This window comes from Pseudomonas sp. NPDC087626 (assembly GCF_044743405.1).
In the GTDB taxonomy this organism is placed as follows: Bacteria; Pseudomonadota; Gammaproteobacteria; order Pseudomonadales; family Pseudomonadaceae; genus Aquipseudomonas.
Genome location: NZ_JBIUWJ010000010.1, coordinates 113,655 through 134,335 on the forward strand (window position 1 = coordinate 113,655; position 20,681 = coordinate 134,335).

Annotated in this window: 34 protein-coding genes and 2 tRNA genes; 17 read left to right on the top strand and 19 right to left on the bottom strand. The window is 57.0% G+C overall.

Features of this window, described 5'->3' with window-relative positions:
* Positions 1–3: 3 nt before the first annotated feature.
* Complete coding sequence (gene yejK / locus ACIOVD_RS10890) at positions 4–1,011, bottom strand: nucleoid-associated protein YejK (protein ID WP_401127582.1); 1,008 nt, start codon at positions 1,009–1,011, stop codon at positions 4–6.
* Positions 1,012–1,117: 106 nt separating this feature from the next.
* On the opposite strand from yejK, the gene ACIOVD_RS10895 reads away from it, so the two are divergent.
* Complete coding sequence (locus ACIOVD_RS10895; RefSeq protein ID WP_401127584.1) at positions 1,118–1,528, top strand: hypothetical protein; 411 nt, start codon at positions 1,118–1,120, stop codon at positions 1,526–1,528.
* A gap of 9 nt (positions 1,529–1,537) precedes the next feature.
* On the opposite strand, the gene ACIOVD_RS10900 is transcribed toward ACIOVD_RS10895, so the two are convergent.
* The 17 genes from ACIOVD_RS10900 to ACIOVD_RS10980 form a co-directional block, all read right to left on the bottom strand.
* On the bottom strand, positions 1,538–1,849 hold the full coding sequence (locus ACIOVD_RS10900) for a hypothetical protein (protein ID WP_401127586.1): 312 nt from the start codon (positions 1,847–1,849) through the stop codon (positions 1,538–1,540).
* A 69-nt stretch (positions 1,850–1,918) separates the two neighbouring features.
* Positions 1,919–2,512 carry a hypothetical protein gene (locus ACIOVD_RS10905; RefSeq protein WP_401127588.1) on the bottom strand — a complete coding sequence of 198 codons (594 nt, stop codon included), beginning with the start codon at positions 2,510–2,512 and terminating at the stop codon, positions 1,919–1,921.
* Between the two features lie 2 nt (positions 2,513–2,514).
* Positions 2,515–3,177 (bottom strand): lambda exonuclease family protein, encoded by a 663-nt coding sequence (locus ACIOVD_RS10910; protein WP_401127590.1) that lies wholly within the window; start codon positions 3,175–3,177, stop codon positions 2,515–2,517.
* Positions 3,177–4,166, bottom strand: a complete 990-nt coding sequence (locus tag ACIOVD_RS10915; RefSeq protein WP_095169228.1) for a RecT family recombinase — start codon at positions 4,164–4,166, stop codon at positions 3,177–3,179. The genes ACIOVD_RS10910 and ACIOVD_RS10915 overlap by 1 nt, the downstream gene beginning before the upstream one ends.
* Before the next feature lie 52 nt (positions 4,167–4,218).
* The gene (locus ACIOVD_RS10920) at positions 4,219–5,376 is read right to left on the bottom strand and encodes a hypothetical protein (protein ID WP_401127592.1); all 1,158 of its coding nucleotides are present in this window, start codon (positions 5,374–5,376) and stop codon (positions 4,219–4,221) included.
* Positions 5,377–5,532: 156 nt separating this feature from the next.
* On the bottom strand, positions 5,533–5,667 hold the full coding sequence (locus ACIOVD_RS10925; protein ID WP_256669770.1) for a hypothetical protein: 135 nt from the start codon (positions 5,665–5,667) through the stop codon (positions 5,533–5,535).
* Positions 5,664–5,897: a hypothetical protein gene (locus tag ACIOVD_RS10930; RefSeq protein WP_401127594.1), complete on the bottom strand. Its 234-nt coding sequence runs from the start codon at positions 5,895–5,897 to the stop codon at positions 5,664–5,666. The genes ACIOVD_RS10925 and ACIOVD_RS10930 overlap by 4 nt, the downstream gene beginning before the upstream one ends.
* On the bottom strand, positions 5,894–6,142 hold the full coding sequence (locus tag ACIOVD_RS10935) for a hypothetical protein (protein WP_401127596.1): 249 nt from the start codon (positions 6,140–6,142) through the stop codon (positions 5,894–5,896). The genes ACIOVD_RS10930 and ACIOVD_RS10935 overlap by 4 nt, the downstream gene beginning before the upstream one ends.
* 604 nt (positions 6,143–6,746) lie before the next feature.
* On the bottom strand, positions 6,747–7,001 hold the full coding sequence (locus ACIOVD_RS10940; protein WP_401127598.1) for a hypothetical protein: 255 nt from the start codon (positions 6,999–7,001) through the stop codon (positions 6,747–6,749).
* Between the two features lie 445 nt (positions 7,002–7,446).
* Complete coding sequence (locus tag ACIOVD_RS10945; protein ID WP_320334175.1) at positions 7,447–7,695, bottom strand: DUF1654 domain-containing protein; 249 nt, start codon at positions 7,693–7,695, stop codon at positions 7,447–7,449.
* A gap of 231 nt (positions 7,696–7,926) precedes the next feature.
* Complete coding sequence (locus ACIOVD_RS10950; protein ID WP_302098355.1) at positions 7,927–8,145, bottom strand: hypothetical protein; 219 nt, start codon at positions 8,143–8,145, stop codon at positions 7,927–7,929.
* Positions 8,146–8,412: 267 nt separating this feature from the next.
* The gene (locus tag ACIOVD_RS10955; protein WP_401127601.1) at positions 8,413–8,649 is read right to left on the bottom strand and encodes a hypothetical protein; all 237 of its coding nucleotides are present in this window, start codon (positions 8,647–8,649) and stop codon (positions 8,413–8,415) included.
* 97 nt (positions 8,650–8,746) lie between these two features.
* Entirely contained in the window at positions 8,747–9,523 is a 777-nt protein-coding gene (locus tag ACIOVD_RS10960) for a hypothetical protein (protein WP_401127603.1), read from the bottom strand.
* A gap of 1 nt (position 9,524) precedes the next feature.
* Positions 9,525–9,863 carry a hypothetical protein gene (locus ACIOVD_RS10965; RefSeq protein ID WP_169901774.1) on the bottom strand — a complete coding sequence of 113 codons (339 nt, stop codon included), beginning with the start codon at positions 9,861–9,863 and terminating at the stop codon, positions 9,525–9,527.
* Positions 9,864–10,092: 229 nt separating this feature from the next.
* Complete coding sequence (locus tag ACIOVD_RS10970; protein ID WP_401127722.1) at positions 10,093–10,335, bottom strand: hypothetical protein; 243 nt, start codon at positions 10,333–10,335, stop codon at positions 10,093–10,095.
* Between the two features lie 496 nt (positions 10,336–10,831).
* Complete coding sequence (locus ACIOVD_RS10975) at positions 10,832–11,059, bottom strand: hypothetical protein (protein WP_401127605.1); 228 nt, start codon at positions 11,057–11,059, stop codon at positions 10,832–10,834.
* Positions 11,060–11,068: 9 nt separating this feature from the next.
* Complete coding sequence (locus tag ACIOVD_RS10980; RefSeq protein ID WP_401127606.1) at positions 11,069–11,881, bottom strand: helix-turn-helix transcriptional regulator; 813 nt, start codon at positions 11,879–11,881, stop codon at positions 11,069–11,071.
* Between the two features lie 109 nt (positions 11,882–11,990).
* On the opposite strand from ACIOVD_RS10980, the gene ACIOVD_RS10985 reads away from it, so the two are divergent.
* The 15 genes from ACIOVD_RS10985 (at position 11,991) to ACIOVD_RS11055 (ending at position 19,584) form a co-directional block, all read left to right on the top strand.
* The gene (locus tag ACIOVD_RS10985; protein WP_028236757.1) at positions 11,991–12,185 is read left to right on the top strand and encodes a Cro/CI family transcriptional regulator; all 195 of its coding nucleotides are present in this window, start codon (positions 11,991–11,993) and stop codon (positions 12,183–12,185) included.
* A gap of 30 nt (positions 12,186–12,215) precedes the next feature.
* The gene (locus ACIOVD_RS10990) at positions 12,216–12,416 is read left to right on the top strand and encodes a hypothetical protein (protein ID WP_039012569.1); all 201 of its coding nucleotides are present in this window, start codon (positions 12,216–12,218) and stop codon (positions 12,414–12,416) included.
* Positions 12,417–12,734: 318 nt separating this feature from the next.
* Positions 12,735–13,508, top strand: coding sequence for a hypothetical protein (locus tag ACIOVD_RS10995; RefSeq protein WP_401127609.1), 774 nt, complete (start codon positions 12,735–12,737; stop codon positions 13,506–13,508).
* Positions 13,508–14,314, top strand: coding sequence for a phage replication protein (locus ACIOVD_RS11000; RefSeq protein WP_401127611.1), 807 nt, complete (start codon positions 13,508–13,510; stop codon positions 14,312–14,314). The genes ACIOVD_RS10995 and ACIOVD_RS11000 overlap by 1 nt, the downstream gene beginning before the upstream one ends.
* On the top strand, positions 14,304–15,110 hold the full coding sequence (locus ACIOVD_RS11005) for an ATP-binding protein (RefSeq protein WP_401127613.1): 807 nt from the start codon (positions 14,304–14,306) through the stop codon (positions 15,108–15,110). Before ACIOVD_RS11000 ends, ACIOVD_RS11005 begins: the two co-directional genes overlap by 11 nt.
* Position 15,111: 1 nt before the next feature.
* Positions 15,112–15,975: a hypothetical protein gene (locus ACIOVD_RS11010; RefSeq protein WP_401127615.1), complete on the top strand. Its 864-nt coding sequence runs from the start codon at positions 15,112–15,114 to the stop codon at positions 15,973–15,975.
* Complete coding sequence (locus ACIOVD_RS11015) at positions 15,972–16,196, top strand: hypothetical protein (RefSeq protein WP_401127617.1); 225 nt, start codon at positions 15,972–15,974, stop codon at positions 16,194–16,196. The genes ACIOVD_RS11010 and ACIOVD_RS11015 overlap by 4 nt, the downstream gene beginning before the upstream one ends.
* A complete protein-coding gene (locus tag ACIOVD_RS11020; protein ID WP_401127619.1) occupies positions 16,193–16,663 on the top strand; it encodes a hypothetical protein in 471 nt (156 codons plus the stop codon). Before ACIOVD_RS11015 ends, ACIOVD_RS11020 begins: the two co-directional genes overlap by 4 nt.
* Positions 16,660–17,256, top strand: a complete 597-nt coding sequence (locus ACIOVD_RS11025) for a recombination protein NinG (protein WP_401127621.1) — start codon at positions 16,660–16,662, stop codon at positions 17,254–17,256. The genes ACIOVD_RS11020 and ACIOVD_RS11025 overlap by 4 nt, the downstream gene beginning before the upstream one ends.
* The gene (locus ACIOVD_RS11030) at positions 17,253–17,924 is read left to right on the top strand and encodes a hypothetical protein (RefSeq protein WP_401127623.1); all 672 of its coding nucleotides are present in this window, start codon (positions 17,253–17,255) and stop codon (positions 17,922–17,924) included. Before ACIOVD_RS11025 ends, ACIOVD_RS11030 begins: the two co-directional genes overlap by 4 nt.
* A gap of 133 nt (positions 17,925–18,057) precedes the next feature.
* Positions 18,058–18,133, top strand: a tRNA-Thr gene (locus ACIOVD_RS11035).
* 3 nt (positions 18,134–18,136) lie between these two features.
* Positions 18,137–18,211, top strand: a tRNA-Asn gene (locus tag ACIOVD_RS11040).
* Between the two features lie 294 nt (positions 18,212–18,505).
* Positions 18,506–18,829, top strand: coding sequence for a peptidase M48, Ste24p (locus tag ACIOVD_RS11045; protein WP_401127625.1), 324 nt, complete (start codon positions 18,506–18,508; stop codon positions 18,827–18,829).
* A gap of 1 nt (position 18,830) precedes the next feature.
* Positions 18,831–19,103, top strand: a complete 273-nt coding sequence (locus tag ACIOVD_RS11050; RefSeq protein ID WP_401127627.1) for a hypothetical protein — start codon at positions 18,831–18,833, stop codon at positions 19,101–19,103.
* 52 nt (positions 19,104–19,155) lie between these two features.
* Positions 19,156–19,584 carry a proteasome subunit beta gene (locus ACIOVD_RS11055; RefSeq protein WP_401127629.1) on the top strand — a complete coding sequence of 143 codons (429 nt, stop codon included), beginning with the start codon at positions 19,156–19,158 and terminating at the stop codon, positions 19,582–19,584.
* Here ACIOVD_RS11055 and ACIOVD_RS11060 read toward each other — a convergent pair.
* Positions 19,574–20,029 carry a hypothetical protein gene (locus ACIOVD_RS11060; RefSeq protein ID WP_401127631.1) on the bottom strand — a complete coding sequence of 152 codons (456 nt, stop codon included), beginning with the start codon at positions 20,027–20,029 and terminating at the stop codon, positions 19,574–19,576. The genes ACIOVD_RS11055 and ACIOVD_RS11060 overlap by 11 nt on opposite strands.
* 30 nt (positions 20,030–20,059) lie before the next feature.
* On the opposite strand from ACIOVD_RS11060, the gene ACIOVD_RS11065 reads away from it, so the two are divergent.
* Complete coding sequence (locus tag ACIOVD_RS11065) at positions 20,060–20,668, top strand: putative metallopeptidase (protein WP_401127632.1); 609 nt, start codon at positions 20,060–20,062, stop codon at positions 20,666–20,668.
* The last annotated feature ends 13 nt before the right edge of the window (positions 20,669–20,681 follow it).

Sequence of the window (20,681 nt, forward strand, 5' to 3'; positions counted from 1 at the left end):
GTGTCAGGCGGCTGCGCGCTTGAGCTGCTCGGTGAGCTGAGTAGGCAGACCGCGCAATGTCAGCGTGCCGCCGGCTTCGTCGAACTCGATCTTCGAGCCAAGCAGGTGAGCCTCGAAGCTGATCGACATACCTTCGGCCCGGCCAGTGAAGCGCCGGAATTTGTTGAGGGTCTTCTTGTCCGGCGGCAGGGTGTCGGAAAGCCCGTAGTCCTTCGCCTTGATGAAGTCGTAGAAGTTCTTCGGGCGGTCTTCGTCGATCAGGCCTGACAACTCGTCAAGAGTGATCGGCTCGCCAAGCTTGGCCTGGGACATGGAGTAGCTGACCAGGGTCTGGGTCTTTTCGCGTGCCGATTCTTCTGGCAGATCCTCGCTTTCAACAAAGTCACTGAACGCCTTGAGCAAGGTTCGGGTTTCGCCGGGGCCGTCGATCCCTTCCTGGCAGCCGATGAAGTCGCGGAAGTAGTCGTTGAGCTTTCGACCCTGCTTTCCCTTCAAGTACGAGATGTACTGCTTCGACTGCCGGTTGTTCTGCCACTCGCTGATGTTGATGCGCGCCGCCAAGCGGATGTGATCGAGGTCCAGACGCTTGACCGTCAAAAGACTGAGCTCTTCGGTCATGGTTACCGCTTCGGCCTCCTGCACCAGGGCGATGATCAAATAGTCTGTCATGCCTTGCTGGTAGTGGCAGAAGAGGGCGTGCCCACCGGTGGTGAGGTTCGACTCTTCCATCAGCTTGGTCAGGTGTTCGACGGCGGTGGTGCTGAAGGCCAGGAAGTCGGTTACGCCGGCCAGGTACTTGCCGAGCCAGCCGCTGAGCGGGTGAGCGCCTGACTCATGATGAAAGAAGCCCCAGGCCTTGCCGGTGGTGGCGTTGTAGCTTTCGTTGAACTGCTGCATCAGATCGTCGCGGGCCTGGCTTTCAACCTGCTCAGCGGAAGCCAGGTGCAACACTGCTGGGCTGCCGTCTGGCTTCTTGTCGATCTTGTGGATTGCACTATGGCGTACAGGCATTTCGTTTACCTCGGGCAGGCGCCGCCCTCCGTGACCGGTGGTGGCAATTTGGTTTGTGGTGAGGTATTACGGGTGACCGGCATGGAGCCGGACAAGGAGAGCGCGTTTGACCCTCGGACTAGATGAAATAAAGCCTGGAGCAGTAGCTATCTTGGATAGTGCCGCTCTTTTCAGCGATCCGGAGATAACGACAACCGAGGGTCCGCAGTCTGGTATGCGACCGTTCGTTTGCGTGAGAGTTGAAGGTGAGGATTCTATCTGGCTAAAAATCACCACTCAGTGGAGCAAGCCTCGCCTTTGCTTGAATGCCTGGAAGGTGCCGGGCTCCGATACATGGATGCACGATAATCAGTATCTTCAGGATGCGCGCAAGCATTTTTCGGGGCCAAATTCATCATTTATTACAGCATCTGCGAATGAGCTGCTGCATCAGCCTCATGATCGACCGTCTATAGGTGAAGAAGGAGTCCAGGCTATCTCAGATGAAATCCGAAAGTATAAAGCCCCTTGGTTTTGAACCGGTGCCTTATACTAATTGCCCCAATCGTCTTTCTTCTGATATCCGATAGTGTTCAAGCTTCCGCGCCACAGCCGGTGATACCGTGACTTCGTGGCGCGGAGGTGTGAGCAGTGGAAGGGCGCCGCCTGGGCCGAGTCCGTGCAGGTGATGAATCATCAGCGTGATGGCCTCGCCCTGTTCCTCGATGCCGCTCCAGGCCATCAACTCAGCCAGCGCTTGCCGGGTGCCGGCCAGGGTATGGAGTCGCAACTCTTCCTCGCCGCGGCTCTTTCGCTTCGCCGCAGTCTTGGCTGATCGGTCTTTCTGTGCGGCAGCCATGGCCGGCCTCCTGTAAATCGCTGGCCGGCAGATCCAGCCAGGTTTGTCGTTTGCGTTGCTGGATACGAGCTATGCGGCGCATGAAGTGCTGCCTTGATGAGCCTTGGGGTAGTCGATGCCGTGGGCCTTGATGATCCGCTCGAAGGCTTTGTTGCCGATGGCCAGCCTGCCGCAGCACTGGCGGCGGGTGATGCCCAGCTCAAGGAACGCCCTGATCCGTTCGGCGAGTCTCGCGTCCCGGGCCGCAACCTGCTTGAGTCGCGCCGAGTCATTGGCGCCGCCCCGGGTTGGGCGCTGGAATGTGATGTCATGCTCTTTGGCGATGTTGTAGATAGCCTTCCTGCTGATGCCAACGGCTGCCGCAACTTCCACTTGGGTGTGCGTAGTGCTCAACCCGCGAACTTGATCGACCAGCTTTTCACGCGCCTGCTGGCGGGCATCGAATGCAGTTGGTGGCGGGGGAGGAGCTTCAACCCGGCGCCGAACAAACGGCTTGGGTGCCGGCGGCATCTGATTGCTGTAGCTGATTGGCTTTGGTTTGTAGCCGATTGGCTCGGCAACTTTGATCTGGCCGCCGCTGGCCAGGAACTGGGCGACCTGGGCCGCCAGTTCGTTCGACTTGGGCCGAAGCTGCTCGACCAGACTGAGGTGATTGCTGATCATGCTCAAGCTCCTAATCTATGGGCTTGCGCCCGCGCTTTGTCCGCGACCTCATCAACCATGCGATTCAGTTCCAGGTTGAACTGGACGAGCTCTTTGTGCAGGTTGGCAATGTAGTCTTCGTCGCGGTAAATCGTCTCGATGTAGAGCTGACACTCTTCATCTTGGCGTGAATCAAAGGACAGAAAGTCCCACCATTTTCGACCTGTGACGAACATGCAGCCCTGGACCTGCGGCATGTGTTCTTCGGGCATGCCTTCGAGCCAAGTCCTGACATGTATTGCCTCGTTGAAAGGGCATTTCGATTCAGTGCCACCGTCATCGTTGATCAGGCCGTCTGGTGAACAGCCGAGCCAGTCGTACTTCGGATGAACGATGAACTCTGACGGCACGACGATGTTGCCGGTCAGCATCTCGTAGGCATCCTGAGCCTTCTGTTCTTCGGTGTGACCCCACTTCATGGAAGCGCTGCTGACGTTTTGCTTGGACTTCTTTGCTAGACGCTCGAAGCACAGTTCGCGCATGTATGAGGTGCGCGCGCCCATAGGCTCGCGCTTCCCATTTTTGTCAGGTTTCCCCCAGGCCATCACGTCTTTAAACCGGCTGGCTGTTACTCGGCCAGATCGGTCTGCATGCCACTTTTCAGTGCCTTGAAGGTCCGCTCTCACTACGCCGCTTCCTCGGCCTGGGCCAGGCCATCATTGGTGCCAGTCATGTCGGTAAAGTCGCCATCAACGGTTGCCGCCATGTTCTTCAGCGCTTCGTGGCATTCCAGTCCGATCGCGGCACGTTGCTTAGGCTTGAGACCTGCCCAGGCTGTCGCATAGGCGTCGATGTCCTGCCGCTTCGCGACAACCAAAAGGTCTGCGAATACTCCGTCTATTTCCGGCGAGGGGGATTTCGGACCGAACGAAACACCGGCAGCGGCAGCGGTGTTTGAAGCCTGCTTCGCGGGGGTGATATCTATTTCGCCGCCGTATGAGTCTTCGAACTCATCGGGCGTATAGACGCCGAGGATGACGTCAGGGCAGAAGAGTCGAGCCCACTTTTTAGTCACTAAGTAGGCAATCTGCTGCTTCGGATCTTCCGCCCAAAGCGTGGAGTTCCGGGTGCGGACCTGAGTGAGCAGAAGCTCCAGAATGCGGGGTTCGTCTTCGCCTTTGAAGGTTGCCCAGACCCTGATTCCGAGCCCTTTCTCGTCGTCAAAGCTCCAGGCAGGAACGCGGTATTTCTTGAACTCGCCGGTGTCCTCGTCCTTCTTGGTTTTGCTGGTGACTTCGCGCATCTTCCCGATGACGTTTTCCCAGGCGCCGAACCATTCGAAGTTCAAACGACCTTTCACTGGTGCCTTGGAGGTGATCACGGCGTTGACGAGCTGCGCTTCGTAGCTCAGCGCGCCGCCGTTGACGATGAACGTCTTCTGCGCAACAGCGAAAGGGTTCATCTGCCACTGCATCGCTTGCAGCACTACCGCCATGCAGTCAGCCTGATTGCCCTTCAGATGCTTGGGGACTGTTGTCACGCCCTTCGACATCATCATCGCGAGGTCGCTCATCGACTTCATGGTGCCTGGATCGAGGATGAGCGCTGCCGCGTTGTGCGAAGGATCGTGGTAAGTGGCGAGGCCCGTTGGTGCTTGAGTGTCTGAGTCGGTCATTGCGCTCTCCGTGGTCGACAATGAATGTGTCGGCCTTTAGATGGAAAGGTGGTTAGAAGCGGATGGCGCGAAGCCAGGCGCGAGCAGTGTCGAGGTCCACGTCGAAGCCAAGAGCTACAACCTCGACGATGTCTTCAACCGAAGGTGCGGTCGTGGTCACGTCGTCGACCTCAGCGGCGATCGCCTTGGTGCTGACGGGGTCGACTTCGACCTGCTCTTCGATCAGTGGCGCGGCGGAGACAATGACCGGGGCCGGTGCGGCAGCCTGGGCACGCAGACGGGCCAATTCTTCCTGATCACGTTGGTACTGAACTTCGCGTTCGCGCTGCTGGCGCTGTTGCTCTTCCTGCTGCTCGCGCTGTTGGCGTTGCTGCACTTCCATGTTGCGACGCTGCTGGTCCAGATCGTCCTGCTGTTTCTTCAAACGCTGGCGGTCTTCCTCGGCGCGTTGCTTGCGCAGCTCCTCAGCTTCAGCGTCGGCAATCCGCTGCTTTTCGCGCAGATCGTCGAGTTCTTTCTGCTGGGCCAGCAGCTTAGCGGCAGCTTCTTCACGTTCGACAGCCGACTTGTGCAGCGCTTCCAGCTGTTCAATAGCGTTGTCTCGGGCGATGGTGCCTTCAGCTTCAAACTCGGCATATTCTTCGGGCAGGATCACCGAATCCTTGACGCTTTGGAGAACTGCTGCGACATCAGCAGCACTGCGGCTTGCATAAGCAGCGGCAACAGAACTGAAGCGTGTAATCTTTGCCCGGATGGCTTCGACACGTTCAGCCTCGATACGCTCGCGCTCGGCTTTCGCATCAGCGACGCGCTTTTCTTCGGCCTTGATTGCTTCATCAACGGGCGCTTCGATTGCCAAGACTCGATCCTTCAGCGTTTCGCCAAACTCCTTCACTTGGTTGACGCGAGCCTGGGCGTCTTTAACCGCCTGCTGATAGGGAACCAGCGCTGTTTTGGTGGTGTTGGCCAGGGCATAGCGAACATCACGAATATCAACGCGAACTTCCTTCGCATTGGCCAAGCCCTCACTGGTCGAGCAGTCGACAACCAGATTCGCGTAAGTCGTTTCCAGGCGAACGATCTGTTCTTCGTGCGGCCGGTATTCGGCGATGTCGGTGACGGCAACCGAAGGGACAACAGAGTTTTGTGCGTCTTCAGCTTCGCCCATTTCGAGCGAGTCTTGCGCGAGTGCTTGTTTATTTGCGGACATGACTATTCCTTACCGCGCGGTGCGCAGCGTTTGAATGTGTGAGTTATTGAGTGATGCGATCGGCTAGAGCGCTGAGCAGCATCAGGAAGGCAAAGAGGGTTAGGGCGGGGAAGGAGCCGCGCCAAATCAGCAGGCGGCGCGCCCGCTGGTGAGCCGTCACGACACCCTCGCAATCAACATGCCGCGGCGCGTGCTGATCTTGATGCGCCGCGGTAGATCAGCGACCAGAAAAAAGCCCTGGCGCTGCAGGGCTTCGGTCATTGCTTTGGCGTTACGAGCGATGATGGTCATGCTGCAGCTCCCTGCGTGATCGAATCGTTGTAGGTGTCGTAGATCTGGTCGATGCGTGCCCGGTAGTGCCGGTGCTCATCTTCGCTTATGGCGCGGAGGATGAAGGCCAGGTAGATCGCTGAATGAGCGCCTGCGCTTGCATTCGGCTTCCCTGGGTTCTGGATGAGCTCCTCTATCTGGCCATCAATCCAAGAAACCGCGTTGCTGTGATCGCGTTGCTGCTGGCTCATGTCTTTTCTCCATTCATGCCGAAGAAATCCCCGATTTGTTCAACTGCCGCGTTGATGCGCTTGGCGGTGGCCTTGCGCTCCTGCAATTGCAGCGCGGCGCGGAACGCCTGAGCTTCACTCAGCGCCAGTGCGGCAGCCTCGTAATCGTGGAAGTCGTCTTCCTTCGGAGCTTTGGGGCGCCCCCAATCGTCGAAGCGCTTGTCCCACTCTCGAGCCTGGGCACTGTCTGCATAGCTGGTGGACATGGGCGCCTCCAGATCGGCGTGTGTTAAACCAACAAAACTCGGCTGCACTCATCCATTCCGCTGGTTGCCGTTGGGCGCGGAGGGGAGTGCATGCGGGTGGTGTCGGGGAAGGGGGATGCAGGCGGGGAGCGCTTCCTCCCGTGCGTCGAGTCTGGCCAGCTATGCCCTCGGACTCGCCTGCGGTACTTCGTCGTCTTTTCGGTTGGCCTACCGGTTTCCCAGCTGATGCGCGGTGACATCGACGGCCTACTGTCCGCTGCCTGTCAGGGTATTGGGCGCAGCCTTCAGGCTTGCTGCGCCACGCAGGTGGATCAGTCAGCTATTACATGATGATCATTCTCCTATGGTTCGCTCACTGGGAAGGCAGTGGCCACCTATCAAGCTGTGATTGCAGGGGGCCGCGTTGCGCGGTGCAGAATCGTCCGCATCGGGGTGTGATCTGGCAGGTGCCAATCTCTGCATCAGCCCTGTTCATTGCTCGGGCTTCGCTGCGTGGAAGCTCGCTGCTTGGCGGCAGGATTCAGATCACACTCCGATGCGGCATGGTGCTGGGGAGTACCAGGTGCTCGGGCAGTTAACGTCAGGCTGACGTGGCGCTGGTTGTTCAGGCGCTGATTGGGTGCCTCAGCGAATGGTCAAGGGCGTCGGATTTCGCTTTGTCACTGTCGAGAAAACGAATCGCCCAAGGCATCAAGGTCTGGATCGTGCCATCAGCCATTTCGACGATTGCCACGCTGAAGTTGCCGGGCCCGCTCTCGAACTCTTCGTATTCAACTCCCCAGCCGTGAAACTTACCCTCGGCCGCGTCTTCGATTCCTGTCCGGCGCCCGCAATTGTCATGGAGCGCCTTCATCGTCATTACTGGTCGCATCGTCTTGCCCTCCGTTGATTTCCAATGCCGCCTCATCGAAGCGGCATCAGTAAATCTGTGGGTGTTTCATCTCCACCACGCGCATCGCCCGATTCATATCTCTGGCCAGGTCACACATTTCGTGTCCAGTGCTCTTCCTGGCTGGCTTGCGTGGTTTCGCGTACTCACATGTGGGAGTACGGCAGCTATCCAGAGGCTGCATGGGCGGCGGTTTAGCTTCTTCCGACCCAGGTAGTGGCCTGGGTACGTCGCGGTGGTCACGTCAGACTGTTAAAGAGCGGCGGGCCTGTTGAGGCCCTTCGCAGTCCCTGTAGCGCTGCGATGGGAGAACAATACCGCCGGTATTGTATATTGGTCAATACCTCCGGTCATATTATTTTCGACGTTCCAAAAAAAAGCCCGCACAGCGGCGGGCAAAGAGGGATGGGTGAATTCAGTCTTCCTTGGGTACCGTCCAGAAAATATGCACTGCACCATCATCGCGGTGGGCAATGGTCACGTTATCGTTCTCAGCGATCTCTTCCAGGATGCGATCCCAGTCCTCTGGCGAGTCGTTCGCAGCTCGTTCTAAAAGGGCAGACTTTGATGCCTGCGATCGAGGGGTATTGATGATCTTATGGATCCGCATGCCGAGAAGCTCATAAGAGGTCGGGGGTTTTGGTGCTTGCTTTGCCTTTGCCATCACAGTGCTCCTTTGCTGTATGTGCATACAGTATTTTAGCGGGTCGGAATTGGCAACAGGTCGCAGAGTACATTTGTGCTCTAGCGATCGGCAGGCAACAAAAAGCCCGCTCAAGGGCGGGCAATCTGTCGAAGGGGCGCTGATCTGTCAGCTGATCTCAGTGTAGCCATGGATTCTGGATAGGGAAGGGCAGACACGAAAAGCCCGTCCAGACGTATAGACCCGATGAGTTCAGTGAAGCACAGGAGAAAAGAGAACCCTGGCAGTCTCGTCCAGCCGCTTCTCGATCTCAATCAGCTCAGCCTCTTTGACGAGAATCGAGCTTTTATATATGCAGACCATGAGTCGCAGCAGCTCAAAATCTGACATTTCAGCAAGATCATCTTTCAGGTCGGGGCGTTGGCTGAGTAGCAGCGCTCGCATCTCTTCTACGGTTTTCGGCTTGTCCATGCGTAATGCCTCCATAGCTCAACCCGATTTTAGTCCATGGGAGTGTGGAGTAATTGCCGCTGATCGCCAGGTTAGAGGAACGAAATGGTGCTAGATACGAAAAAACCCGGCGCTGGGTCGGCTTCACACGATCAAATTACAGGCAAAGAAAAGCCCGCGATGGGGGGGAGCGGGCTTAAAGGGATGTTCATAAGGAGCGGAGATAACCATAGACTTTAAGTTGTGAAAGATATGTGAAATTTCGGTCAGCATATTTTGCCAGCGTTATCAGTTTTCAGCGCGGGGCTGCTCCATCGTTTTCAGGAATGAATCCCTAAGCCGTGGCAGCTCGACCTCTTCGGGCCATCGAAGCTCCTGTCGCCTGGAGTCGGAGCTTGGCGATCCGGTGACCTTCGCATGGACGTAGGTTACCTCCCGGTTCACTACAATGGCCGCATAGGTCACGCACGCGCAGGCACCCAAGAAAGCAGTGATCTTGAGGAGCTTATTTGTGGTGGGTTTCATGCGTCCTCTCCATATGGATGCGAGGAACGATCCTAACTGGTAAGGGCAGATACAAGAAGCCCGGCGCTGGGCCGGGCTTCACCCCTAAGAGTGCAAACTATGGCTTCGATGGGTTTGGTACTGCCATCGACTCTTGTCGAGCCTGTATTTCTTTGAGCAGGGCGTTGTTAGCCTCTGATTGAGCCCGGGATTCCTGGATCAGTTTTTCGACTTGCTGCTGGTTAATTACGGAATTCGCTCCCCCATCGAAGAAGGTCTTCCCGCCTCCAAATATCGTGGCGTTTGCACCCATGATGCCCAGCACTATTGCGACGCCAATACCAGCCATCCAGTAGCGCTGCTCTTTATTCGCCTGCTTGACCTTGCCGAATTCTGCTTCGGTCCGCTCGAGAGCTGAAAGCGTCGAGGTAACAGCTTTATCGTTGGATTCGATGTGGGCTTGCAGTGCGCCCTTCATCGCAATTGACTCTCGTCGTGCGGACCTCTCACGCAATCGCATTTCCCGGCGAAGATCGTCCGCGCGGCGCTCCGAATCTCTTTCCATTCGCTCGATGCGTTTGTCCATCCGCTCTTCGATTGCGGATATGGTAGAAGCGAGTTCGTCGAGAGGGGTGGCGTTCATGGTAGAAGCATATTCTTCGATGATCGAATTGTCACTGGTCGCCTCAGGGCTGACGGAGTGCGAGAACGCATGCGGGTGGTGACTAGAGGGTAGCTCAGGGGATGGCTCCCGATTCGAGGACATTTCGCTATTGGCGTTTACAAACCCATCACGCGTAGCTGCCTCTAAAAGCTCGGTATCGCCGCCAATGATGGTCAGGAATAATTGTCCGTTAGGGGCTTCAGAATGGGAGAGTATAATTGGCTTACCCACCTCATTCACCTGCATCACTGCTGTCGTCAGGGTGCTGGATTTCCTCAATGCTATCCCCTAGGCCCTTAAGAATATTCACCGCCAATCGTCGAGCGTTATCCTCGCTCATGGATATGTTGGCTACGTACCGCATAGCCGCCTCGAACTGGGGGGAGGCTGCAGGATCTTTATTTATGGCCACTGTCTCTCGAGAAAAAAGCATAGATACGAGCTTTCCTTCATTTAGCTGAGAGACCATTGTCACGACTAGAGCGGAGTCACATCGCTCATCGATATAATCGTCAGAGACTCTGCTGGACAAGATGGTTTTCAATTTCGCTAAATCACTCTGGTTGCGCATTCAATGCTTCCTTGATTTTGTTTAATCATCGAGGCGAAACCGGAACTCAAGGCTTTCTTCAGTTCTGACGCTCGCAGTAGCTCGATCAATTGGTTTTCATTCTGATCACTCGCGCTTCACTCACCTCTGCTGCATACCCGGACAGCTTGCCCCTTAGCATCCGGAAAGCCCTCGATGATCGTGAGCAGCTCCCACGCATCAGCCTCAATCTCGGCCTTGGAAAGCCACATCAGCTATCTGTCTTCGCCCTGGTGATGCGCTGATCCCTGACCTCATCCGCATACCCCACCAGCCGATCCTCGCCATCATGAAACACGGCGCACATCTTCAGCACAGCCTGGGCGTCTGCCTCATTGCCGGCCAGGCTCAGGCGCTCAGCGATTCGCAGCAGCTCGACGGCGGACCATTTCAGGTCGGAGGCTACGCCCTGGAGGTCGCGTTTAAGGTCTTGCTCTAGTTTGTTGAGTCCCATCATCACCCCTCCGAATCCCTATTGCGTGAATCCGGTAATCAGTCCGCCAGAGCTATTCTTAGCGCTACCGAAGCCTGCAGTAGCTTGTTCACCTGGGCCGAAACTGCTGCTGCCAGCTCTTCATCCCCTGCATCTCTAAGGGTTGCTACCAATTCGAGCAACTTTCCTGCCTCAGTCTCAATGGTGTGGACGGATTCGCCAATCTGGTACCGAAGTGAGTGCGCCATGTCGTCAGTCCTCCAGATCGGTTACAAATCCCCATCGTGCTAAATCACTCCGGCTTCGCCTGTACAGTCGCAAGCTCTTGCTTTTTGAGGAGCAAAAGCTGAGCTTCTAGGTACTCGCGTTCAGTCATCGGCATGTTGCCCTCTGGGAGCGGAAGCGGGCTTCTGGCGCTACAACCTAAAAGCAGCGCCAATATCGGCAAAGCTATTGTCTTTGTCATACCTATCCTTGGAATCAATGGAGCTCCGTGGTTTACAAATCTCCACCGCGGCTACTCAACCTTCGCCCGTGTTATCACACCATCCCGGACCTCATCCGCCAGGGCTGCCACCCGATCCGCATTCTCGTAGAGCTTCGCAATCACCTTCAGGACCGCAATTGCATCCACATCTCGGCAGTCCTTGGTGATGTTGAGCACTTCGACTGCAGCCTGCTCAAGGTCAAGCCCTAGATCCTTGAGTTCGCTGCGCAACTGCTGGTTGGGCTTGGTGAGTCCCATAATCAGCTCCTACAAATCCCCGCCACGCCAAACTACCCGGCCAATAATTCGGTGTTCATTGATCTCAATGCGAGACAATACCTGGTCAGGAAATTCGCCCTTGTCCTCGTTGTCGCTACGGATGATCCAGTTGCCCAGCGCTGCCTGAATCAAGCGCTTCACGATGACGCCCTTGTCGGCGCTCGCCAGCACATAGATATGGCCGCTTGTTGGCTCGATCCGCGATTCGTCTACCAGCAGCACGTCATGGTCGCTGACCGTCGGCCACATGCTGTCGCCGTCGGCATAGATAACCTTCAGGCTCTTGGGATTCAGCCCTTTAACGCGTAGCCATTCTTTTTTGAAAGCCAGGGTGCTTCGAATCTCGACGTGCGGATTATCGTGCCCGCCCCCCGCAGCCGCGCGAGCCGTGTACTGAGGGATAAACGCATAACGCTCATCGGTTGGCTCGTGAATATCTTCGCCGGCAGGGAGGGGCGTATTTGCGGCCTCTTTTGACGTGAGAGTCGATGGAGGTACATCTCGACCTCCATCCAGCGAGGACGCCATCTTCTGCACTTGAGTAGCCAGGGTAGGGCTGATCTCTGATACCGGAACCTGAAGCATTCTGGCGAAGACTGTTGCTGCCTTGATGCTCAGAGCGGTTCGCCCGTTCATGAAGTGGCTGACAGCCCCCTGGGTGACGCCGTCACCAAGTTCGGCGGCAATCTTTTCCTGGGTGAGCTTGAGCGCGCCGCGCTTCTCTTGAAAGATCGCCTTGAGCCGCTCGCTGTCTTGCAGCTGCCAATCAGAGAGAGGAAGCCTTCGGGAGTCTTTTTTCATCAGCGGATCATATTACCTGCGGTATTTGCTTAACCAATATCGCCGGTATTGACTATCAACAATACCGGCGGTCATACTTGGCGTGAAAATCTATGTAGAGGACGACGCCATGCGCCGTATCCCGCTTACCGAATTTGCAAAAGAGCACGGCCATACGAAAGCCGCGCAGTTGCTCGGCTGTACGCAAGGCGCCTTGAGTAAGGCGATCCGAGTAGGCCGCGATGTGTACGTGACCCTCGAGGATGACGGCAGCCTGTCGGCCCAAGAGCAGCGTCCGTTCCCCTCCCAAAAATCTGCCGCATAACCAACTTCAACAGCCAGGAGCACGACCCGTATGTACATGGACCCCAATCAAAAGCGCGCCATTCCGGTGAAGGTTCGTTTCGAACCTGTGCTGGATCGGATCCTGCGCAAGGCCGCCACAAAAACCCGCATGCAGCACGCGACCTACCTATACGAAATCATCGAGTGGGCCGTTGCGAACGGCGTGATCGAAGAGCTCATGCAGGACAAACAAGAAGATATCGCGGGCTGAAGGGCCTATGGAGGCCTAAATGCATTTCGACATCGACAGGCTGTCGCCGGAAGCCCGACGGCAGGTGTTGGCGCTTATGGAGGCCAACGGACTGACCCTTGGAGAAAGCCTTAACCAGATCGTGGAAGAGGCGGTATCCGATGGAGCAACTTCGGCAGTAGGGCGGAGGAAGGCAAAAGTCCTCCAGCTAGTGGTGACCCCAAAAAGGGCCTCTTGCAGGGACTCTTCAGGGTAGGTGAGAGGGCCTCTGCCAAACCCGAGACGAAAAAAAGCCGGGGTAGTGACCCGGCTCTCTTAAAACGCATGCGGAGTAAATCTATGTCTTACGACAGAGAAAAGCATACCACCATCGTTTCACTTTTCAAACAAGGCAAAACACTGGCTGAAATTGCAGCGCAATACTCGCTGACAAGACAGCGTATCAGCCAAATTCTTGCGGCGCGCGGGGTAAGCAAATACGAGGGCGGCCATCACTTGAATGCTGCTCAAAGGTCGGCTGAACGGAAGGCCGCCAGAGAGAAAGATCATATGGATCGCTACGGATGCACGCGCGAGCAATTCCTTTCTGTGAGGGGCAACCGTAGCCAGGGTTCAAAATCTCCATACCAGGCCTTCCACAACCAATACCAGAACGCCTTGATTCGGAAGGTTGAATGGAAACTGAAATTTTGGGAGTGGTGGCAGGTATGGGTCGAGTCGGGGAAGTGGGGCGAGCGCGGACGCGGGGCAGAAGCCTATTGCATGTGTCGCGTCGGCGATGAAGGCGCTTACGAGGTAGGCAACGTCTATATCAGCACAATTCTTCACAACTCAACCCTTGGCCGAACTCTGGCTTTCGAGCGAACCGAAAGAAGAACAGCCCTGTATTACGTGATTCACAGCGCAGGAGGCCGCAAGGCCGTTTCTGAAGAGCTTGGATTACCGCGCCAATACATCTCTCAACTCGCCAACAACGGCAGCATGCCCAATTGCTGGGTCGCGGATGGTCGAGCTGCAAAGCTTTCCGCGATGACTGGCGGTGCCTACACGGTTGATGACCTTGTCCGCCTTTCTGTCTCTCTGAAGCAGGATTCTCATGAGGAGGCCGCGTAATGGCCCGCGCAAGAAACATAAAACCGGCCCTCTTCAAGAACGAAGTCCTGGGCGTAGCCGATCCAATGCTGACGCTGTTGTTCGAAGGGCTCTGGCTGCTCGCTGACAAAGCAGGGCGCCTTGAGGATCGCCCTCTGCGTATCAAGGGTGAACTGTTTCCCTATCGTGATGGCATCGATACCGAAGGGTTGCTGACCTGGCTCGCATCTGAAGGATTCATCACTCGCTATACCGTCAGCGGGAAGCGCTTCATCCAGGTCGAGAACTTCGACAAACATCAGAACCCGCATCGTAATGAACCGGAGTCGGTTATCCCTTCTGCATCAGAGGGTTGTATCACTACCGATTTTGGCGGAACTACTTCTGCCATTCTCGGAAGCGCTCCGGCTGATTCTCTGATTCCTGATTCCGGATCCCTGACTGCTGATCCCCTCAACCCGTCAACGCCTCCGGCATTGCCGACTTCGCCGAGCGATGACCTGTTCCCGAAGTTCTGGAAGCTGTACCCGAACAAGAAGGGCAAGGCGGCAGCGGAGAAAGCTTGGAAGAAACTCAAGGCCACTGACGGCTTGTTCGCAGTGATCGCTGAAGGCTTGGCCAGGCAGGTGGTGTGCACCGAGTGGACCAAGGACGGCGGCCAGTTCATCCCGCACCCAGCAACCTGGCTGAACGGCCAGCGCTGGGAGGACGAGGTGAAGTCTGCCAGCAACGTGCACCAGTTCCCGCAATCCCGTCACAACGGTTTCGCTGATCGCGACTACACCGCGGGCCTGACCCAGCGGGAGGATGGCACCTATGCGTTCTGACAAGATCGTTACGATGCCCGCCGCGACCCCGGCGCCGCAGCAGACCACAGGTGTGTGCGATGACCACGGTCAGTTCCCGCAGCAGGTGAACCTGATCTTCGGTCGTGAGTTCAAGACCGGGTGCCCAGAGTGCAGCCGAATCCGCCGCGAGGAAGAAGCCGCCCGCGCCGAAGCCCAGGAAGCCCTGGCCCTGCGCATGCGGATGGCTGAGAAGCTTGGCGCCGCGCTTATCCCCAAGCGTTTCGCGGGGAAGACCTTCGCCGGATACATCGCTGACACCGCCGAGCAGCAGAAGGCGCTCAAGACCTGCGTTCGATACGCCGCCGAGTTCAAGCAAATCGCTGCTGCTGGCCGTTGCCTGTTACTGCTGGGCAAGCCGGGTACCGGCAAGACGCATCTGTCCGTGGCGATTGCCAACGAGATCATGGCCAAGTCGAGCGACACCGCTGTGTACCGCACGATCGGCTCTGTCCTGCAGGCCATCCGTGCGACCTACGACCACTCCGGCGACAAGAGCGAAAGCCAGATCCTAGCGAGCCTTATCAGCCCCTCGCTGCTGATCCTCGACGAGATCGGTGTGAGCAAGGAGAAGCCCAGCGACTTTGAGCTGACCACCTTGTTCGCCATCATCAACGGTCGCTACGAAGAGCTCCGACCCACCGTCATCGTTTCCAACCTCGACGCAAAGGCTTTGGCCAGCGCTATCGGTGAGCGTTGCGCAGACAGGCTTCGGGAGGGCGGGGTAATCGTCATTCCGTTTGAGTGGGAATCGCAGCGCGGCAAGGAGGGGTTCTGACATGACCGACAACACCGAACTGAAGCGGCTGGCTGAGGCATTCCCGGCCGATCTTGATTGGGACAGCAACACCGAGCCGTTCTTCAATGGCCCATCAGGCGAATCGCTGGGTGGCGGATCGACTGGTTTTTACTCCGTCTACGGCAAGCCCTTTCGTCTTGAAGGGGAGAACTACGACGGGCCGACCTACGTCGAGGCGTGCCATGCCGACTTTGCGAAATTCATGGTTGCGGCGCGTGAAGGCGTCCTGGCCCTGATCGCCGAGAACGAGCGGCTGGCAGCAAAGATTGAGCAAGTAAGGTCTAGAAGCGTCTCGCTCGATTACTCCAAGGATGCAGTCATTCCGAACGCACTGGATGCTTGGGGACGAGTAGTTCCGCAGCATCTACCTTACGATTTTTCCGGAAATCCTGGCGCTAGCGCGACCCAGTATTGCAACGGCTGGAATGATGCGGGCGGCTACTGGAAGGCGCATTGCGTTGACATCCAATCCGAGCGCGACCAGCTCAAAACCGAGAACGAGCGGCTTCATAAGCTTGTTTCTTGGCAGGGTGACGCGAATAACGAAGTCACGATAAGCGCCGGTCAACTGATGAAGCATATGGACGAGCGCGACCAGCTCAAGGCCGAGAGCGATCGCCTGAAAGCAGAAGTTGATTCGCTGACTCGCGAAGCCGACAGGCAATACACGACCATTGAAGCGTATCGCAAGGGTGCCGAGCGGTACCAGTGGCTTCGCGATAGCAGCGAGTCCATACATCAGTTTTACCTGAGCACGCCGATTTGGTTTACCGGTGTGAAGTTCAGCAAGGAGAACGTGGACAGCACGATCGACGCCGCCATGGGTAAGGGAGAGCAGTCATGACCATCGACATCGGCGCACTGACTATCCGTGAGGTGGCGCACTACAACGGCGGCAAAGCGTTTTTCGCCTATGGGTACGAATGCGTCCAGCACCCACGCCTAACCCTGTTCAAGCGGTTTGACCGAAAGTTGAAGACCGTCACGGCTACCTGGCGGTTGGACGGCGTAGATCAGCCGAGCCTTGATGCTGCCGTGGCTGCGCTGGGAGAGGTGACGCCATGACCGACAAGATATCGGTTAACTGCCAGGCCAAGCTATCCGAAGCCATCACCTGCCTGACCTCCATGTTCCGCGACAAGAAGTTCGTCGTGGTCTCCCTGCGTCCAGGCAAGGACCGCACGCTCGACCAGAACGCTCTGTGGTTTGCGATGTACGACCGCATTGCAAAATCCACTGAGATGGGCGACGTGGAAGACGTGCGCCGGTACTGCAAGCTCCACATCGGCGTGCCGCTCATGCGCGGCGAAGATCCTGAGTTCCGTCAGGGCTGGGCGGAATCATTCGTGCACCTGGACTACGAGGTAAAGCTGCGCCTGATGGGGCCATGCGCGATGTTCGGGCCGGACGGCTTCCCCGTGACCCGCTTGTTCAATCGTGCCCAGGGCTGCATGTACACCGACCGGATCGTCGACGAGTTCGGACCGAAGGGCGTGCACTTTGCCGATCTTTTGAGCGAGGTGGCGGCATGATCGCCAAGCAACCGCGCTCGAAGACATGCAAGAACCCAGCGTGCCGGGCCTCATTTGTCCCGCAGCGGCTGGGGCAGGCGGTCTGCAACTACACCTGCGGTCTTGCCATCAAGGACGTGAACCAGGAGAAGGCGCGCAAGTCGCTGGCCCAGATCGAGCGCAAAGAGATCAAGGTCCGCAAGGAGAAGCTGAAGAGCAGGGCGGATCACATGCGCGAGACGCAGGTGGTGTTCAACGAGTTCATCCGCCTGCGCGATGCCGTTCACCCATGCATCAGCTGTGACTCGGTTTCCACTGATGACGGCTTGATCACCGGCAGCCGCTGGGACGCCGGCCACTACCGATCTGTGGGTTCGTGCCCGGAGCTGCGCTTCGAGCCGCTCAATGTGCACCGCCAGTGCGTTCGATGTAACCGCAACCTGTCCGGTAACGCCGTGGAGTACCGAATTCGCCTGGTGCAGCGCATCGGCGCCGAAAGGCTGGATTGGTTGGAGGGCCCTCATGAGGCCCAGCGCTACACCGTCGAAGAGTTGAAGACCATCAAGGCCAAATACCGGGCAATGACCAGAGAACTGAAGAGGGCTGCAGCATGATCTACCGAAACGTAATTTCAGCAGTGGTCCGCGCTCTGGCATCCGAGACCATCAACTCCGCTGGCGGGTGCGACTTTGAGCCGAAGGTACAGTGCGCCAAGCAGAAAGGGGAGATCGTCGGCAAGGAGGCGGCTCTGCTGATCGACTGCATGGTGCACAAGGTGCTGCATGCCCAGCTATCACCGCGGCACTGGAACGCACTGACAGCGAAGTACAGCACTCACAAGGGGCGCAAGGTCGAATCGATTGGCCGATTGATCGCGGTATTGCGCAGCCCGGCGCCGCAACTGTTCACACAGAAGGCGGTGACCGTGTGGGCGGTTCCGCAGATCAAAGGTGTTCGGCGTGAGGCAGTAAGGCTCGATGCACCAGATCGTCGGGAGGACGAGGAAAAGTGGGGTTGGCGCAACGACGCGGCACAGATGTCGGTAGAGCGGGCGAACCAAGCATCACAGCAAAGGGCTGAGATCCGTTCAAGCGACATGATTGTCCTCGCTGACTCCAACTACGACATGAACACCTGGGACAACCAGGGGCTCACAGAGCGTACCTATCGCCGCTGGAATCAATCGATCAAGGCTGCTCTGGAGAGGCTGGTGAATGAGGCGCTGATTGAGGCTCAGCACTTACTTGAGCATTCAGGGGTGCTGACCGAGGAGGCTGCTTAGAAAGAGTCCCTCAAAAGGGCTTGCAATTGATGTCCGCATGTCCGATTATTTCCCCATCCTGTCATTCCTGCGTGTGTAGGACTGACCAAAAGAAACCCGGCCACTGCGTCGGGTTTTTTATTGCCTGAAATTTGCCGTCATAGCTCCAGTGGTAGAGCAGTCGCCTTGTAAGCGAATGGCCCGGGGTTCGAATCCTCGTGGCGGCACCACATTGGCGAGTAGCACAGCGGTAGTGCAATCGGCTGTTAACCGATCGGTCATTGGTTCGATCCCAATCTCGCCAGCCAGTTTCACCTGTTGCCAGGGCAGCCTTCGGGAAGGCCTGGACGTCGATAGCCGGATAGTGCGACGTACGGAAACAACACCGGCAGCCCGTGCACCCTTACCTCACCATGCTGTCAGGGTGGCGCGAGACTGGATCAGCGAGACCGATGCAATGGGGCGTCGGCGTTGTGAATGTCTTTGGCGGACAGCTCGGAAAGACGAGCGCACCTATTCAGGGCCTCTGCATACGCAGGGGCCTTTCTGTTTTCGGGCAATGCCCAGGCCTACGCAGGCCATTTTTATTTGCGGAGACTCCAATGGCAGAACCAGCGAGCACTGCCGCCAGCGTAGTTCTGGTGAAGTACGGTGTGGTCATGGCTGCTTTCGTCGGCTCGATTCTTTCGCTGGGCTTCCTGAAGGACTTGACCCGTGGTCAGGCGGCGACCGCCGTAGCCACAGGCTTTCTCTTTTCGGTGTACCTCACGCAGCCCGTGACGGTATGGCTGGCTCCCAAGCTTGACCTTGCGGTGAGTGATGACCTGCTGTGTGGCGTGGCCTTCGTGCTGGGCCTGACTGCAATGAACATCATCCCCGGCATCAAGGCTGCGCTGGGGGCGTTCGTAACAGCGCGAGGTGTCTGACATGAGCAGCATCCTTGTATCGACGCTGGGAGTGCTCGACGCGCTTCTGTGCGTCCTTGTGGCCTTGGCTGCATGCGACTACCTACGCCGGATTCGTCCCATCGATCAGCCGCTGCTGAGTATTGCCTTCTACCTGGTAGCCATCGGGGCGTTTGGCGCCTTCGTGACGGCCATGCAGGGGCAATGGGTAAACCCCTTTGGCGCACTGCTACATGCAGGGGTGGCGGCGTATGCCTGGGCCCGGCGTGGCCATGTGTTCGAATCGAAGTCATAGCTCGCGACACGTTTCGCGAATCAGCAAATTGTGTCTCGACATTGGAGAGAGCATGACCACCATTGCCTACAAAGACGGCGTGATCGCCTATGACTCTCAAGTAACTCGTGGTGACGTCATCACCTACGACGACTACGAGAAATGCACGGAATACAAGGGCGTCAAATTCTTCTGCTCTGGCACGGTATCGGACCACCAAAAGCTTATCGACGTTTACTTTGGAGCCAAGCCTGAAGGCAACATTGATGTGGTTGCCCTGGTTCTGAATAACGGCACACTGTCACTTGTAGCGGTGGATGACAACACAGGAATTTGGATGTCGCCTGTTGCGCTTGATCGCCCGTATGCCATCGGCAGCGGTACGGCGTTTGCGTTCGCAGCGATGGATATGGGCGCTAGCGCTTCCAAAGCAGTCGAGATTGCCGCAAAGCGCGATACCAGCACCGGCGGCACGATTCGCACGGTCTTGATTAAGGAGTAAACATCGAGGCCGCAGCGTTAAATGCGAAGGAAGTCCCCTTTGTTAGGGCTTCAGAGGCAAGATTTCGGAGTGAGTCGCTTGCTGAACTCTTGACCGCCTCGGAAAGGCCTTTACCAAGAGTTTTCCCTCCTAGACTCGGCGGAAGGCCTTTCAGGCATTCAATCGCTTTAGCTGTAAGGCATGCCTGCATGAATACGTCATCGTCAAGCGACTGATTGCGGACTGTTGTGTACAGGTAACCAGCATGGACAAGCCAACTCACCGTTGAGGAAAAAAATTCACATCGTGAATCGGCGAGGTCGCGGTGGATTTCGCTGCCAGGCTCAGCAGGCAAAAGCTCATCCAGAAGCATTTCAACGCTGAGGTCCGTTGGAACGGGAAAGTTTTCGTAGAGCTCCGCAAAGATTTTGCCTACGACTGCGTTGAATCGATCAATGCTTTCCATGCGCTTTCTCCTGGGTAATGAGGAACTTGAATGGCTAGGCCTATGCCGCCGGGTGAAATGGCAATGCTCACGCGCTTGAGTGTGTTTCCCGCAGACGATGTGTGGGCGTGGATCACTGAAGAAATCCTATCCGACGCCGGCAGCATTCACAACGAAGACCATGCTCACTTATTGGATGCAGACATCCGGATCATGTGGGCGTCGTCGAGCTTCGAAAAGCAGGGCCGCACAGTCTTGGGCCAGGCCGAACAGGTGGCATTCCGTGCGGGTGGTTGGCAGAAAGCCCGGATGGAGCAGCAGATGCTTGATTGGTTCGGCGAAGTGCCGGCTTTCATTATCACCCTGGCTGCCGACTACTGCGCCCAGTGCAGTGACCTTGAGTTCTGCGCCCTGATCGAGCACGAGCTGTATCACCTGGCTCATGCGACCGATAAGTACGGTCAGCCAGCATTCACCCAGGACGGTGTCCCGAAGATCAAGCTGCAAGGTCACGACGTCGAAGAGTTCGTCGGTGTGGTTCGCCGCTATGGTGCGAGCCCTGACGTTCAAGCGTTGGTGGATGCTGCAAACAATCCTGCCGAGGTGGGGAAATTGAACATTGCGAGGGCCTGCGGAACCTGTCTGCTGAGATCGGCCTGATTCTTGACAGGCT